The sequence below is a fragment of the Candidatus Tisiphia endosymbiont of Nemotelus uliginosus genome, from assembly GCF_964264755.1.
Classification (GTDB): domain Bacteria; phylum Pseudomonadota; class Alphaproteobacteria; order Rickettsiales; family Rickettsiaceae; genus Tisiphia.
Genome location: NZ_OZ183481.1, coordinates 460,148 through 476,009 on the forward strand (window position 1 = coordinate 460,148; position 15,862 = coordinate 476,009).

A 15,862-nucleotide genomic window follows, 5' to 3' on the forward strand; every position below is an offset into this window, starting at 1 on the left:
CTAAATCAGTAGTCATATGTTCTCCACACTAAATTTAAATGCATTATATACTAAAAAACTTAATACACTAATAGTCTTTTTACATTAAATTGGTAATCTATAAGTAAATCCTATACCAAACTCTCCAACCCCTATGGTTTTTTTGATAGGAATTGCTGGGATAAATTTCTGAGTTTGCATATCCAAAGTATCATAATTAATCTTTATGGAATGAGCAGCTTGTAATTTTACTGCTATATCAACGCTAAAATTACTAGATAAATCCTTAGAAATCCCAAGACCTACTTGCCAAGCAAAACAATTACTACGAGTGTTTCTAATTCTAAAATACTCTACATCCATTAAGTTCCAACGAGAGGAAGCGGAACTAACTTTTACTTGGGCAATCCCAGCCCCTAATATGATAAAAGGAGTTACTTCTTTAATTTTGTCAAAATCATATACAATATTAAGCATATATAAATTGGAAATTATCTTAGTGGCACCTGGAGTTTGTGGTATAATTAAACCGGCAACCTCTTGTTTGGGTAAAACATAATTTAGCCGGTATTGTGGATGATGTGTTGCTGAAAACTCAATAGCCATTTGTGGGTAGAAGCTGTAACCAATCTTACCGCTATACATCTTAGACCTTTTTAAAGTAAAGTCAGTACCCGAATCATGGCGAAATTTCTCTACCACCGGCTTTACTATGCCAGCTTCCGCCCCAATATAAAAAAATCTCTGATCAGCCTCAATCTCATCTGCCTGAGCTTTGGTAAAAAACAAGAAATATATACAAATTATAGATAATATTTTTGGTAATTTATTCATTATACAATTTTATCTTTATAGAAACCGTGGATTATATAACCATCCACTGATAGGTCAACATAAAAAATTTTTTGCAGCAATTTTAGGTTCTGTTGACAAAATTTTTAACGTAACCATATTATACCAATTGAAATAGTTAAGGAGGTATTATATATGGAAGTATAAATTTGTGCAGGTACTAAAATAGCAAAAACATATATTACCAAAAGGTTTTCATGAACATGATTTCATAAGCCTAATGAAAAACGAGTTGCACGGAAGAAATCGCATACGCTTATTAGCAATGCATCACCTGCAATCAGGCAACTGTATCTATGATAGTTGGATCGCACTGGAAAACAATACAATCTTGGCTTAGAAGATTTAGAAACTCTAGTTTTGATGGATTATTTGAATCACATAAGAGTAGTGCGTTTAGAAAATTCAATAAGTTATCCTAACTAGAGTTTTATTTAATATTTTTCCACCTTCACGATAGGAAGTGCGAAGCAATATTGCAGGGCGAGAATTTCTATTTGGAACGATTGTAATATACATGAAAGAGATTACATCTCTGGAATCTGATAATATCAAACAAAAAACATCATTTACACTATAACAAAATCCCTACAAACCTCTTTACCTCAACATTCTTAGCACTTTTCTATCTCGAAGATAAGTCGCAAGGACATCATAGCGTATGTTCACTATTTGTTAATAATCACAATTCCTCGCCTTTTTCAATCGGCTCTATTCCATATAGTGACACCATTCGCTCAAGGACTCTCCCAACGGTAGGAGCGGCAGTCCAGCCGGCAGTAGCAAAACCAAAGGACTCCTTTGTTCCTTTTGGCTCATCAAACATTATAAAAATAACATATTGTGGATTAGAAGCTGGTAATACACCTAAAAATGATGACATTCTGCTATTCTTAAGATACCTTCTTTTGCCATGCCCATCTGCCGTTAATTTCTCAGCCGTACCAGTCTTCCCACCAACAAGATATCCTTTTACATCAGCTCTACGTCCGGTGCCTTCTTTTACCACAAAACGAAATAATTCACTCATTTGCTTAGAGGTTTTTTCACTAAAAACCTTTGTGCCAACAAGAGGTTCATCTTGTCTTTTGATTAGAGTCAAATCATATAATGTCCCACCATTCACTACCGGCAATACTGCTTGTATAAAGTGTAAAGGACTAATTGAAATACCATAACCATATGACATTACAACACTCGTTAAATCACTCCATCTCTTATCGGATGGAAACAAAGGGGTGCCTCTCTCTGGCAATTCAATTTTAAGCTGATCTAGTAACCCTAATCTTTTTAAGTATTTTTTGAAATCATTTTTGCCGACTTCTAACATAATTTGGCTAACCCCAATATTTGATGAATGCAGAAAAATTTCTGGAACACTATGCCACCCATGCCTTGGGTGATAATCTTTTACATTAAACGCCCCTACCTTCATATAGCTAATATCATAAGCATCGTTCATTGCTATAGCATCAGTATCAAAACCTACAGCCATAGTTAAGGTTTTAAATACCGACCCCATCTCATAAATACCAAGACTTGCCATATTAAACAACTCTTCTGGCTTTGCACTACTCGGGTAATGTGGATTGAAATCAGGTTTACTAATCAGAGCTAGAATTTCACCATTATTAGGATTGGCAATTATCCCTACCGCTCCTATTGCACTAAATTCCTTTAATGTCTTATCTATTTCTTCATTTAGGATATTCTGTAATCTTACATCTATAGATAATTCAAGTGGTTTTTTAAGCTGTTCTGGCTGTGCTAAGTCAAAATCCGAATTAGTTAAAAATTTGTCATAACTCCTTTCCAACCCAGCAAGACCAGCCAAATCCCTACCCACATATCCTATAACATGTGATAATAAATTGGAGAAAGTATATATCCTCTTTTGTTCTTGTTCAAAACTAAAGCCTGGCATTGCCAAATTTAACACCGCCTCTTGCTCTTTTGGCAATAAATCCCTTTTTACCCATACAAAACTTTTATTACCCTTTAGTTCTGCAAGTAATTTCGTTTTATCAATCTCAGGCAAGATTTTAGATAATCTTTCTAAAGATTGCTCTGGGTTGATTACTTTTTGTGGATTAACAAATAATGAGGACGAGGGTAAGTTAACTGCTAATAAATTACCATTGCGGTCTACTATCTCTTTTCTAAAGTTACTACTCTTTACTTGATATTCTGGCTTAACATAACCATTAGTCGCAACGATTATTAAGCGGTATGACAACCCACAAAAAAACACAGCAAAACAAAAGCTAACTATGAATAATCTGATTTTGGTATTGTCAGCACAAATATCCCATAAAATAATATTACTAAAACTTCTTTTCATTTTAGTTATAGTATTTTTTATCAATGCTAATAAAACTATATTATTACTCATAACCTACTCGCGTCATTGCGATGAACCACGAAACTCGAACAAAGCAATCCATTCCTAATCACTTTCCTGGATTGCTTCGTCGGTACTAAAGTACCTCCTCGCAATGACCAGTGGGTAAGAAGTCATTCCGTCATTGCGAGACCATGAAATGGTCGTGGCAATCCACACTCATTAGATTGCCTCATCGGCTTACGCCTCCTTACAATGGCGTATTCATAGGCAAAAAGAGTACCTTTCATCGAATATACTCTGATTTTTTAGTTGAAACAGTTTTTATATATTTACTATTAGGAGTTGTTTTATAACGCCACTTAACATTGGTTTTATTAAAATATGAACCACTCACTTCATGAGACTTGGCATATTTCTTACTCTCAGGCATTAAAGGATCACTAATCATTTGCTTAACTTTAACAGTATCTAATTGTAAATAAAGTGATGATAATTTTCTTAGTCTAGCTGGAGAAGTAAGGTATGATTGTTCGACTTTTAACACGTGAATTCTATTACTCTCATCAATCAGTTGTTTTGAAACCTCTCCAAGCTGATAATGTAAGATAATAACCTTATCTTTTACTCTAAATAACCCATAAATGGAAAAAATTATAGTACAGACAGCTATATAACTAAATATTCTAACCGCCATATGTAGCACCCTCTATTTTCTGTCCAGCCCTTAACTTTGCAGACCTTGCTCTTGGATTAAGTGCAATTTCTCTAGACGATGGACATAATGGCTTCTTTGTAATAATCTTAAGCCATTCCTTAGAATTTTCTTTAGTAAAAACCTTTGCCGCATATTTAGACCTGGCAACTAACTTAGCAGAATTTGCTTTAAAAAAATTCTTAACAATTCGGTCTTCTAATGAGTGAAATGAGACAATTACTAGGCGACCATTTGCTGATAGAATATTTTTGCTATTACTTAGAAATCTTTCTAATTGACCCAATTCATCATTAATGTAAATGCGAATTGCTTGAAAACTCTTGGTAGCAGTATCTATCTTACCTTTTCGAAAACCTATACTACTACGAACAATATGAGCAAACCTTGCTGTATTGGTAATAGGCTCTAACCTCCTATGTTCTACAATTCTTTTAGCGATTCTTCGAGAATAAGACTCATCGCCATATTTATAAATCACATCAGCTATTTCTTGTTCATCAGCATTATTTATAAAATCTGCAGCACTCTGCCCTACTCCACTCATTCTCATATCGAGTGGACCATCATGAGTAAAGGAAAATCCCCTATCGCCAGAATCAATCTGCATAGAAGAAACACCTAAATCCATAACTATGCCGTCAAATTTCAATGAACCTAATTCTGAAAAGCTTTCAGCAAACCCTGTTTGAATAAATCTCACTCTACCAGGATAATCTTTTATCAACTGATTGGCGTAAGTTATAACATTTGGATCACGATCAATTGCCACTAATTGACAATTACAAGAATCGAGTATCATTCGACTATAACCACCAAAACCAAAAGTGCAATCCAGATAAATTCCACCATCTTTAGGACACAAGACTTCCTTAACTTCATTTAACATAACAGCTGTATGAGAGGACTCTTGTATCATATTTCCTTATTAATATTCTTAAGAGTTAAACGGTTATTTTGAGCAATTTGCCGAGCTGAAGAAAGATAGGTCTCAAAATTTTGCGGCTGCCAAATTTCAAAAACTAATCCCTTTCCTACAAAACAAACCTGTTCTGATATGTCAGAATGCTCTATTAAAGATTTAGGCAAAATCACCCTACCCTCACCATCAAACGCAAGTTGGATAGCCTCGCCAAGAATGATTGTTTCAAAAGCATCTCGTTCCTCAGAATATGGGTCTAAGGTTTGAATCATTTGGCTTAACTCCTCAAGCCTCTTTAAACTACACGCTTCAATACACTTATTTCTAAAAGACGGATAGACAATAACCCCATTAAATGACTGGCTAGACAAAGCTGCTCTATAGCTAGCAGGTACCGAAACCCTACCTTTCTTATCAAGATTATTTATATATTTTGACAAAAAAATATTCATTTACCTATTTACCTTCCAATAATTGGTAGTGTCATCCCTGCTTGCCTTAGTGTCATCCCTGCTTCAGTGCGGGGTCTAGATTCCCGCCTACGCGGGAATGACAGACATTATCCGATTAAATACAAATCAAATTAGCTATATAACAATACCCTGTACAAATTATTCCATAATTAGATTTGGTCATATTTGGGATAATTTGGGATTATATGGAATTTTTAGGATATTGTACTATAATTATAGAGTCAAGAAGGTTTTAAATAGTTTGTAAAAAATTTATGAATTTTTATTAATTGTGACTTATTTAATGTATATAGTCAATTCAGGAGAAATTGGTGCTAGGAGCGATGGAGCGAAGCCTATATATAATAGGCGAGCGACGAGTAACGACGTCACCAACTTCTCATCAATTGACTATAGTTCAATCTGAGCATAAATTGTATTTGTATGATAGGTGATATAGATAGTAATTTTTAAAATCACGACAAGGTGATAAATAAAAATATAATATTATAGTCATTAGCTCACAAAGCTTTAAGCTTCCTTACTTGCAACCCTTATCCTTCCTATACTTCTAAACTTTCCTTATCCTATACTCGCATTAGTAGGGGTGCTATATCAACTATTGACTGTAACTAATTACCATGATCTAGAAAAGCTTACTTTGTTTGCTCGTGAAATTATATAGAACAAACAATAAACCATGGTATTTATTACAGTAATTATTGGTGTAATTGGTACATCAAGGTATAATGATGCTGTTAAACCAAGGAAATTTACAGTTAAAGCTATGATAACTGAATTGATAATCATTTGAGCAGGGTTACTAGAAATCATCCTAGCCGTCATGGCTGGAATTAGCAAGATACTAGTGACAAGCAGTGCTCCAACAATTTTAATAGTTGAGAATACTGATAAAGATAAAAGTAACAAAAATGCCAATTCAATGGTTCTTACTTTTATTCCTTTAATTTGAGCAATATCTCTATTAATTACAATTAGAATAATTTGACGGTAGAAATAGCAAATGAAAAAAATAACTGACACAAATATGCTTGATAAAATCAATATATCATTTAAAGAGCTAGATAAAATATCGCCAAATAATAGGCTAGTAATCTTAATCTGTAGTGGATACATATAACTTACTACCAAAGCCAAAGATAACATAAAATTTGACACCAAAATTACTACACTACTACCACCCGACCTATTTTTTAGGGTGAATACTAAGATAGCAAAAATAATAGCGACAACTAACCCTGAATAAACAACAGGCAAATGGATCAGAATAGTAATACTCCCAGCCAGTAAACTAGCATGCGACAGACCATCACCAAAATAAATATATTTTTTCCATAAACTTAGACAACCAAGAGGGGCAAAAATTAAACTGATTAGAATTATAGTTAATATTATTAGAGGCATTTAATACGATTTTTAATAAATAAGTTGAGAATAGCACTTAGTGCTTAATTATTTTTGTGGTATATATTATTGTATAGCTAACCCGATTAATATTACTCTGTCTATTAGCGACGCGACAATCTATAAAAGTAACCAAAAATGGATTGCTTCGTCAGCTTACGTCTCCTCGCAATAACGTTTGAGATTCTAGAACTTATTCGGGTTAGTTATAATATTAGTAATATTATAACCAGTAAAGGAATATGTCTACAAAATCTTCTATTAATCAAATAGAGCTAGAAAAATTTAGTAAGATTTCTAGCCAATGGTGGCAGAAAGATGGAGAATTTAAAATTCTTCATAAAATAAATCCAATTCGTATTGGTTACATAATAGACAAGATAAAAGAGCATTTTAACGTGCAGGATGACATATTACCTTGTTCAAATTTAAAAATTCTAGATGTAGGATGTGGAGGAGGATTAATTACCTCTCCTCTCTGTAAATTAAATGGCATAGTTACCGGCATAGATGCTCTACAAAGTAATATAGATATTGCAGTACAGTATGCCTCGGAACAAAATTTGAATATACAATATCTTAAATCAACTGTTGAGGAGTTAGTATATTCAGATGATTTAAATAAAAAACAGTATAAGTATGATGTGGTGCTGTGTTTAGAAGTAATAGAGCATATAGATAACCCTGGTGATTTTATAAAAAACCTGGCTAGCTTAGTAAAACCAAATGGTATGATTATAATTTCAACGATTAATCGTACAGTGAAATCATATATGCTAGCTATTTTGATGGCAGAATACCTACTTAATTGGGTACCCAAAAACACCCATGATCATAGTAAATTTCTTAAACCATCGGAAATTTACTCGATGTTCAATGATAATAATATTGGGCTTAAAGAACTCAAAGGCTTAACCTATAATATCGTTAATGGACGTTGGCAGTTGAGTGATGATATAGATGTAAATTATTTTGCTTACTTAACTAAATAAAGGAAAATATGACTATAATTACTAGATTTGCTCCATCTCCTACTGGCTTCCTGCATATTGGTGGGGCAAGGACGGCGTTGTTTAATTATTTATTTGCTAAACACCATAATGGTAAGTTTTTGCTGCGAATTGAGGATACTGATCAAGCAAGATCAACCAAAGATGCAGTAGATGCTATATTTTCCGGCTTGAAATGGCTTGGTTTAAACTGGGATGGAGAAGTAATTTTTCAGTCTAAAAGAAATGATTTATACAAAAAAGCTGCTCTGAAGTTAGTAGATGAGGGGAAAGCTTATTATTGCTTTACTTCTCAACAAGAAATAGATAGGCAGCGAGATAGTGCCATAGCTAATAAACAACATTTTTTGTTCGAAAGCCCTTGGCGGGATGTACCACCTTCTAATTCGCAGGAGCAGAAAAGTATCCCCGTTATCCGCTTGAAAGCCCCAAAAACTGGGCAAACAATTATTCATGACGCTTTACAAGGAGATGTTACTATTGAAAATTCGCACCTTGATGATATGGTATTGTTACGTAGTGACGGTACTGCTACCTATATGTTAGCGGTAGTGGTGGATGATCACGATATGCAGATTAGCCATATTATCAGGGGGGATGACCATTTAACTAATGCGGCTCGTCAAAAAATACTTTATCAAGCTTTTGGCTGGTCTGTACCACATATGGTACATATACCGTTAATACATGGAGATGATGGAGCGAAATTATCTAAAAGACATGGAGCTCTTGGAGTAAAGGCTTACCAAGATATGGGGTATTTACCTGAGAGTTTGTGCAATTATTTACTAAGATTAGGCTGGAGTCACAAAGATGACGAGATTATTTCAAGATCCCAAGCTATAGAATGGTTTAACCTTGATGGGCTAGGTAAATCGCCAGCTCGTCTTGATTTTGCCAAAATGGATAGTTTAAATTCTCATTATTTACGTCAGCTTGATGACCAAACATTAACAGAAATGACTTGTCAGAGTTTACAAGAAAATTATCAAGTTACTGAGAAAGAAAAGGAATATATTAGACAAGCAATGCCAAGTTTGAAAATAAGAAGTACCAATTTAGTCGAATTAGCAAAACTAGCTAGGATTTATTTAGTTAATGTTCCTATTATCTATTCTGAAGAAGCTAAAGAACTGATCAATAATTGTGATAAAAATTTGGTGGGACAAGTTATAAAGGAATTGGAGAATTTAGCAAATTTTGATAAAGACTCAATTCAAATAAAATTTAAAGAAATTGCCAAGGATAATAATATTAAACTTGCAGATATCATGCAGTATATTAGAGCTTTAATGACAGGTATGACTACTTCCCCAAGTGTTTTTGAAATTATCGCTATAATTGGTAAAGAAAATGCTATTGATAGGTTATTGTATAAGGACGCTAAGGAATGAGGGAAATGATACATATAGTCAATGCAGGGGAATTTGTGGCTAGGAACGATGGAGCGACGCCTATAAGTAATAGGCGAGCGACGAGTGACGACGTCACCAACTTCCCATCAATTGACTATATATTCTACAACCTAGTTGGAACCTATACTATTACGAGAATTTTAGATAATTATGGCACAGCTAAAGGAATTGCTTATTTTATAGAGGATAAAAAGCCTATATATTCAAAATATCCATCTATATTATATAGAGAAGAACTTGATGTCAACTATCACGGTAGTAGCACTAAGGTAAAAGCCTTTAAGGAATATATATACTCTCTAGAACAAGACAAAATTGTAAAGTACTTTGTTAATGAGAATAACAATACTTTATTTTACCAAATGCGTTTTATCTCGGGTAGTCCTTGCCAGGCTGAAGCTATACATCAGTGTAACTTGGATATTTATCAAGCTAGTTACATATTCTTAAATAAAGATTCTTTTGACTTGAGTTATAAGATTTTAGGACCGAATAAAGATTATACCATCAAAACTAGTTTTATTAGGCTTTGAGGCTTGCAATATCTTTCAACGTCATTGCAAGACCACGCAAGTAGGTCGTGGCAATCCATTTTTGGTTACTTTTATGGATTGCTTCGTCGGCTTCGCCTTCCTCGCAATGACGTCAGTTCTAGTTTCTTCTATTACCAAAGAATCTTAGAAGATATAAGAACAAGTTGATAAAGTCTAAATATAAGCTAAAAGCAGCCATTATAGACATTTTTTGTCCTAATTCTCCACCACCAGACATAAAATACATCGACTTAATTTTTTGAGTATCCCATGCAATAAGCCCCATAAATACAGCAACCCCAATTAGAGATGTTGCGAAATATATAGCAGAGCTTTGTAAGAACATGTTAACCAATGATACAATGAGAAGACCAAACAATCCCATAATAACAAATGATCCCATTGATGTTAAATCTCTATTGGTACTGTATCCATAAAGACTCATTGCTCCAAAAACAGATGAGCAGATAAAGAAAGTTCGAGCAATTGACTCTCCTGTATAGATAAACCCAAGAGATGCTAGAGACATACCAATTAAAGCAGCATAAACCCAAAATAACACTTTAGTAGTATCTAAGCTCATCTTGCCGAATCCCATAAAGAAGTACAAAGCAATTCCTACAGGAGAAATCATTACCAACGTTCCCAAACCAGTATTGCCTATAAATTGTCCATTTGGTGCAGTCTGAAATAAAAGCCTGGTCAATGGATCGAATGATATAGTAGCAAAAGCTGTTACTCCAGTTAACACCAAAGCCAAAGCCATATAATTATAGACTTTCAGCATGTACTCCCTCAGCCCCGCATCATATGTTTTCTGAGTGGCAGTAAAAGTTTTTGTATAATCAATCATAAGAAACCCCATGAATATGTTGTTATTTATATTATATAGTATAGGATGCAAACCTTTTATTTTCAAGAAGAAAATTCTAAATATGTCTTATAGAAGTTTATTGACAGAAGAAAATTCTGAAATATTATTTTAGTTTTAATTCAATAACTTATTTACATAGTACAAAGATATAGCTATTTTGTTGACAAAGCCTCTGTGGTGGAATGGTAGACACGGTAGACTCAAAATCTACAGCTCAAAAGGCGTGCTGGTTCAAGTCCGGCCAGAGGTACCAATAAATAGACTTACCTAGCATAAGTTTAATAACTCTCAAAATCTATGTTAAATAATAATTTTCAAAATAATCTTGTATAATTCCTGATGTTTCGTGTATAAATTAAGTTTAAAAAACTTATCAAGTTCTATGATGAAATTAGCAAAATTATTATTTTATACAATCACTACCTGCTTAATCCTATCTGGTTGTAAAACTAAGAAGACGGACGAAGACTTAATAGTTCCAGCTCCAGAATTATACAATGATGGTCTTATTTTACTGGAAAAGCAACAATATTTGAAAGCTGCCGAAGAATTTTCGAGGATTTTTTATCAAGATCCTGGTAATAAAATGACTCCTCAAGCTGAGTTGATGCAGTCATATTCTTTATTCCTCGGAGGTCAGTATGAAGAAGTAGTAGATGTACTGGATAGCTTTATTAAGCTTCATCCAATGCATGAAGATATTGCATATGCCTATTACCTAAAGGCATTATCCTATTATATGCAAGTCTCGAATGTACAACTTGATCAATCAAGAACCTTTTTAGCTAAAAAGAGTTTTGAAGATGTGATAAGACTTTTCCCAAAAACAAAATATTCAATTGATGCAGCTTTAAAAATTGATTTAGTAAATGATCATTTAGCAGGTAAAGAAATGGACGTAGGTCGTTATTATCTCAAACAAAATAACCCTATAGCTGCTATTAATAGATTCCAGCTTATTGTCGATAATTACCAAACTACATCACATATACCAGAAGCACTTTATCGCTTAGTGGAAAGTTATTTAATGCTAGGTCTTAGCAATGAAGCAAAGAAATATGCCGCGGTACTCGGTCATAACTATCCGGACAGTACTTGGTATAAATATTGCTACTCACTAATTAATAACTCTTTAAAAGAATGAAATATAATGTTACAAAGTCTTTCGGTTAAGAACTTTATTCTGATAGACGAATTGGAGATAGAGTTTGAAAAGGGGCTATGTGTAATTACCGGAGAAACCGGAGCTGGTAAGTCTATTTTGCTAGATGCAATTTTGTTCTCTTTAGGTAACAAATTCTCTGATAATGTAATAAAACATGGGAGTGATTACTGTTCGGTTGCTACAACATTCACTCTCAATGATGATTTAAAAAAGCTTTTGGAGCAATTTAATATTGAGTATGACCAGGAATTATTAATAAAACGTATTCAAAAACCTAACAACCGTAAGAAATTTCTTATTAATGATCAAGTAGTAACGATAAGTACCTTGCAACAAGTAGCAGATTATTTATTTGAACTTCATGGGCAAAATAGTAATACTTCTCTTCTTAGCCCTTCCTTCCATATTAACATTTTGGACGATTATGGAGGGCTTGTAAATTTAAGATCTGAATTATCAAAACATTTTGATATTTTACAGACAACTACCAAAGAAATCAATAAAGTTACCAGAGATAAAGATGCTATAGAACAAGAAATAGATTATTTAACCTTTGTTACCAAAGAATTAGAAGCTCTTGATTATCAAACAGGAGAAGAAGAAAAGCTTGTTACTATAAGGCGTAGTTTACAAAATCGTGATAAAGAAATACAAGTGATCCAAGATATATTATCATATCTTGAAGTCCCTGAAATTAATAAGTCAATTAATAATGCTCAACGTTTGATAAACCGTAATTTACAGCAAAACGAAGAATTTGCCTCTATTTCATTAAATTTAGATGATTGCTATAATAGCTTAGAAGAAGCACGTATAAAATTACAGAATATTATTAATAACATTGATAGAAATGAATTTAACTTAGACGAAGTGGAAGAAAGGCTATTTAAAATTCGTGATATAGCACGAAAATATAATATTTCTTGCGATAAAATACCTGAATTTTTTGATAATTCTAATCAACAATTAAATGCCCTTAAAAATAAAATCAATAATGTTAAAATCCTAGATATTAATAAGCTAGCAGAACATAAAAAATATTTTGAACTAGCTGAAGCTTTATCATGCAAGCGTTCTATTAGTGCAAAAAATCTAGAATTAGCTGTACAAAAAGAGCTTGAACAGCTTAAAATGGAAAAGGCGATTTTTAAAGTAGAAATAGCACCTAAAAATAATCCTTCTAACCAAACCAATAATAAAAATTTTGCAGAATTAAACATAAGCGAGGAGTTTTTAGAAGAAACTAAGCAAAATACGGAAGGTAGAACTAGTCAGATGCTATTATGCAAGATGTCTGATGGTATTGATAATATACGCTTCGTTGCCTCAACAAATCCAGGTATGCAACTTGCACCTATTGATAAAATTGCTTCTGGTGGCGAATTATCAAGGTTTATGTTAGCACTAAAAACTTGTCTCTTTGATAAATCACTGAAAGACATTATTATTTTTGATGAGATAGATACCGGAATTGGTGGTATCGTGGCCGATAAAGTTGGAGAAAAACTTAAAAAGCTTAGCTCTATTGCCCAAGTAATTGTTATTACTCACCAACCTCAAGTAGCAGGTAAAGCAGATCAGCATATTATTGTCAACAAACTACAATTGGATGAAACTACTAAAATTACGGTAAAAAGCCTGAATCTTCAGGAAAGACAAGCTGAGCTTGCTCGCATGATTTCAGGAAAATCCATTACCGATGCGAGCCTAAAAGCAGCTAAAGAGTTGCTTAAGCCTTAGGAGGTTGCCTCCTAAGTGATGCACACAAAATTAATGAGATGTATTATATCTTAAAAGTCATTGCGAGAAGGCGTAGCCGACGAAGCAATCCAGGAAAGTAATTAGAAATGGATTGCCACAACCACTACATGGTCTTGCTAAAGACGTATATGCACCTTGCGAGATAGCTGTATCCTTCTTAAGCAACAACTTTTTTCTTATTTATTTTTTTAGTGTTTACTTGAAGTTTTTCTTTAATTCTAGCTGCTTTACCACTTAGGTTTCTTAGGTAATAGAGTTTAGCACGACGTACTACACCATATTTTACAACTTCAATTGCATGTACCATCGGTGAGAAAATCATAAATCGTCTCTCTACGCCTTCACCATGACTGACCTTACGAACTACGCAAGAAGAGGCAACTCCACTATTTCTTCTAGCAATTACCACGCCTTCATATGCTTGAAGTCTTTCTAACAATTTTTCCTTGCCATCTTTTTCGACTGTCCGGTCAATTATCTTTACAGTGACCTTTACAGTATCTCCCGCCTTAAAATCAGGGATTTCTTTATTTTCGGTTAGTTTTGCAATTTGCTGTTGTTCAAATTGCTCAATAATATTCATCGCTTTAAACTCCTATAAAATTTAATAAATCTGGTCTACGTTTTTTAGTAATCTCCATAGACTGATTACTTTTCCAATCTCTAATTAACTGATGATTACCAGACAACAAAACACTTGGAACTTCTCTGTTTTTCCATTTTACTGGTCTCGTATATAAAGGGCATTCAAGCAATCCAGCAAACTCACCATTTTTCTCAAAAGACTCTGATTGCAATGTATCTTGGTTTGCTAATACATTCGGAAGTAGTCTAATCAAACAGTCGAGAATAGTAAGGGCTGCTACCTCGCCACCAGATAAAATATAATCCCCTATACTAATTTCTCTAACATTATACTCTTCAATTATACGTTCGTCAATCCCTTCAAATCGTCCACATAAAATTATTATTTGTTTTTCTTGTATAATTTGATGAGCAATATTTTGGTTAAATAATTTTCCTCTTGGTGATGGGTAATATATTGGGGTATTAGGACTTGAAGACAAAACATTATCTAAACAACTACCAAGTACATCCGGACGCATTATCAGTCCGCTACCACCGCCATAAGCTTCATCGTCAACATTTTTATGTCTAGTTAACCCAAAATCTTTTATATTAACCACATTATAAGACCAAATACCTTTTTTTAAGGCTTGCCCTGCAAGGGAATATTGTAAATATCCAGGAAACATTTCTGGAAATATGGTTAATATTGAGGTATGTAATGAAGACATTTTATAAATATGCTGAATTTTTAAAACAAAAAAATTGATTTGGCTTGTATTATAGTCTATATAATTAAACAATACCAATCTACTTAGTACTAGTGTTTAATTTTTATCATTTATTCGGGGCATAGCGCAGTCTGGTAGCGCATCTGGTTTGGGACCAGAGGGTCGGGAGTTCAAATCTCTCTGCCCCGACCATATATAATGGACTGACTGTATTCAGTTTTTTTGCTATTATATATTATTTTTTTCTTGTATTATCGGGTAGGTTCATTCTATTAGTCCATTATTAGTTCCTATTATAGTGTTAAACCCACAATCTACATAATGTATCTCACCGGTAACTCCTGATGATAAGCTACTCAGCAGGTATAAAGCAGACCCTGCAACATCACTAGGCGAAATATTTCTGCGTAACGGTGAAGTAGCCTCATGGGAAGTGAGCATAGTTTTAAAATCACTAATACCACTAGATGCTAGAGTTTTAATAGGGCCAGCTGATATGGCATTCACTCGGATGTTATTTGACCCCATATCAGTTGCAAGATATCTTACACTGCATTCTAATGCAGCTTTAGCAAGTCCCATCACATTATAATTACGAACCACCTTTTGGGAGCCATAATAAGTTAGAGTCAGGATACTCCCACCATCTTTCATCAAAGGTTCTGCACGCTTTGCCATAGCAGTTAGAGAATAACATGATATATTCATACTATTAAGAAAATTAGGTAATGTGGTATCTATATATCTACCTTTTAATTCATTTCGATCAGAAAAAGCTATAGAATGAACTAAAAAATCAAGCTTTCCCCATTTTTGTTCAATAAGTTTAAACAAATTATCAAGTGACTGTTCATCGGTTACATCACATGGAGCAACAAAATTACAACCAATTTCCTCAGCAAGGGGCTTAACGCGTTTTTCAAGCATTTCTCCTTGATAGGTAAGGGCTAAGTCAGCACCATGTTCTTTGGTCATTTGAGCAATAGCCCAAGATATTGACAAATTATTAGCGACGCCTGTAATTAGTCCTTTTTTACCATCAAGTAAACCCACAATTTGCATATATTCTCCATACTTTATAATTAGACCTTGCTCAAACAATAGCATTATGTATATTTTT

At 33.7% G+C, this 15,862-nt stretch carries 16 protein-coding genes and 2 tRNA genes; 8 read left to right on the forward strand and 10 right to left on the reverse strand.

All coding sequences use genetic code 11. The features are described from left to right. Positions 1-84 precede the first annotated feature (84 nt). From ACFELW_RS02340 to mraZ, 5 genes are all read right to left on the reverse strand, one after another. Positions 85-813, reverse strand: coding sequence for an outer membrane protein (locus ACFELW_RS02340; RefSeq protein WP_375330316.1), 729 nt, complete (start codon positions 811-813; stop codon positions 85-87). Positions 814-1,513: 700 nt separating this feature from the next. Further along, positions 1,514-3,172: a penicillin-binding protein 2 gene (locus ACFELW_RS02345; RefSeq protein WP_341749410.1), complete on the reverse strand. Its 1,659-nt coding sequence runs from the start codon at positions 3,170-3,172 to the stop codon at positions 1,514-1,516. A 286-nt stretch (positions 3,173-3,458) separates the two neighbouring features. Further along, entirely contained in the window at positions 3,459-3,869 is a 411-nt protein-coding gene (locus ACFELW_RS02350; protein WP_094649794.1) for a hypothetical protein, read from the reverse strand. Continuing rightward, positions 3,859-4,806, reverse strand: a complete 948-nt coding sequence (gene rsmH / locus ACFELW_RS02355; protein ID WP_341749038.1) for a 16S rRNA (cytosine(1402)-N(4))-methyltransferase RsmH — start codon at positions 4,804-4,806, stop codon at positions 3,859-3,861. The genes ACFELW_RS02350 and rsmH overlap by 11 nt, the downstream gene beginning before the upstream one ends. After that, entirely contained in the window at positions 4,803-5,261 is a 459-nt protein-coding gene (mraZ, locus tag ACFELW_RS02360; RefSeq protein ID WP_094649792.1) for a division/cell wall cluster transcriptional repressor MraZ, read from the reverse strand. Before mraZ ends, rsmH begins: the two co-directional genes overlap by 4 nt. A 304-nt stretch (positions 5,262-5,565) precedes the next feature. Here mraZ and ACFELW_RS02365 point away from each other — a divergent pair, with 304 nt between their 5' ends. Next, positions 5,566-5,688 (forward strand): palindromic element RPE2 domain-containing protein, encoded by a 123-nt coding sequence (locus tag ACFELW_RS02365; RefSeq protein WP_375330317.1) that lies wholly within the window; start codon positions 5,566-5,568, stop codon positions 5,686-5,688. Positions 5,689-5,897: 209 nt separating this feature from the next. Here ACFELW_RS02365 and ACFELW_RS02370 read toward each other — a convergent pair whose 3' ends face one another. Next, positions 5,898-6,686 carry a metal ABC transporter permease gene (locus tag ACFELW_RS02370; RefSeq protein WP_375330318.1) on the reverse strand — a complete coding sequence of 263 codons (789 nt, stop codon included), beginning with the start codon at positions 6,684-6,686 and terminating at the stop codon, positions 5,898-5,900. A gap of 242 nt (positions 6,687-6,928) precedes the next feature. Between ACFELW_RS02370 and ubiG the strand changes: the two genes are divergently transcribed. Genes ubiG through ACFELW_RS02385 form a run of 3 tightly spaced genes read left to right on the forward strand, consistent with a single transcriptional unit; the run spans position 6,929 to position 9,644 of the window. Beyond that, positions 6,929-7,678, forward strand: coding sequence for a bifunctional 2-polyprenyl-6-hydroxyphenol methylase/3-demethylubiquinol 3-O-methyltransferase UbiG (ubiG, locus tag ACFELW_RS02375; protein ID WP_375330319.1), 750 nt, complete (start codon positions 6,929-6,931; stop codon positions 7,676-7,678). Positions 7,679-7,686: 8 nt separating this feature from the next. Beyond that, positions 7,687-9,090: a glutamate--tRNA ligase gene (gene gltX, locus ACFELW_RS02380; RefSeq protein WP_375330320.1), complete on the forward strand. Its 1,404-nt coding sequence runs from the start codon at positions 7,687-7,689 to the stop codon at positions 9,088-9,090. A gap of 5 nt (positions 9,091-9,095) precedes the next feature. Then, entirely contained in the window at positions 9,096-9,644 is a 549-nt protein-coding gene (locus tag ACFELW_RS02385) for a DUF6314 family protein (RefSeq protein WP_375330321.1), read from the forward strand. A 118-nt stretch (positions 9,645-9,762) separates the two neighbouring features. Here the strand turns inward: ACFELW_RS02385 and ACFELW_RS02390 are convergent, their stop codons facing one another. Next, on the reverse strand, positions 9,763-10,497 hold the full coding sequence (locus ACFELW_RS02390; protein ID WP_375330322.1) for a Bax inhibitor-1/YccA family protein: 735 nt from the start codon (positions 10,495-10,497) through the stop codon (positions 9,763-9,765). A 189-nt stretch (positions 10,498-10,686) separates the two neighbouring features. Here ACFELW_RS02390 and ACFELW_RS02395 point away from each other — a divergent pair. From ACFELW_RS02395 to recN, 3 genes are all read left to right on the forward strand, one after another. Continuing rightward, positions 10,687-10,771, forward strand: a tRNA-Leu gene (locus tag ACFELW_RS02395). Between the two features lie 132 nt (positions 10,772-10,903). After that, the gene (locus ACFELW_RS02400; protein ID WP_375330495.1) at positions 10,904-11,662 is read left to right on the forward strand and encodes an outer membrane protein assembly factor BamD; all 759 of its coding nucleotides are present in this window, start codon (positions 10,904-10,906) and stop codon (positions 11,660-11,662) included. Between the two features lie 6 nt (positions 11,663-11,668). Further along, entirely contained in the window at positions 11,669-13,423 is a 1,755-nt protein-coding gene (recN, locus tag ACFELW_RS02405) for a DNA repair protein RecN (protein WP_375330323.1), read from the forward strand. 178 nt (positions 13,424-13,601) lie between these two features. Here the strand turns inward: recN and rplS are convergent, their stop codons facing one another. After that, the gene (rplS, locus tag ACFELW_RS02410; protein ID WP_341748589.1) at positions 13,602-14,027 is read right to left on the reverse strand and encodes a 50S ribosomal protein L19; all 426 of its coding nucleotides are present in this window, start codon (positions 14,025-14,027) and stop codon (positions 13,602-13,604) included. Between the two features lie 4 nt (positions 14,028-14,031). Continuing rightward, positions 14,032-14,742 (reverse strand): tRNA (guanosine(37)-N1)-methyltransferase TrmD, encoded by a 711-nt coding sequence (gene trmD, locus ACFELW_RS02415; protein ID WP_375330324.1) that lies wholly within the window; start codon positions 14,740-14,742, stop codon positions 14,032-14,034. 115 nt (positions 14,743-14,857) lie between these two features. On the opposite strand from trmD, the gene ACFELW_RS02420 reads away from it, so the two are divergent. Continuing rightward, positions 14,858-14,934: transfer RNA gene (locus ACFELW_RS02420), tRNA-Pro, on the forward strand. Between the two features lie 72 nt (positions 14,935-15,006). On the opposite strand, the gene ACFELW_RS02425 is transcribed toward ACFELW_RS02420, so the two are convergent. Further along, on the reverse strand, positions 15,007-15,804 hold the full coding sequence (locus tag ACFELW_RS02425) for an enoyl-ACP reductase (RefSeq protein WP_375330325.1): 798 nt from the start codon (positions 15,802-15,804) through the stop codon (positions 15,007-15,009). Between the last annotated feature and the right edge of the window lie 58 nt (positions 15,805-15,862).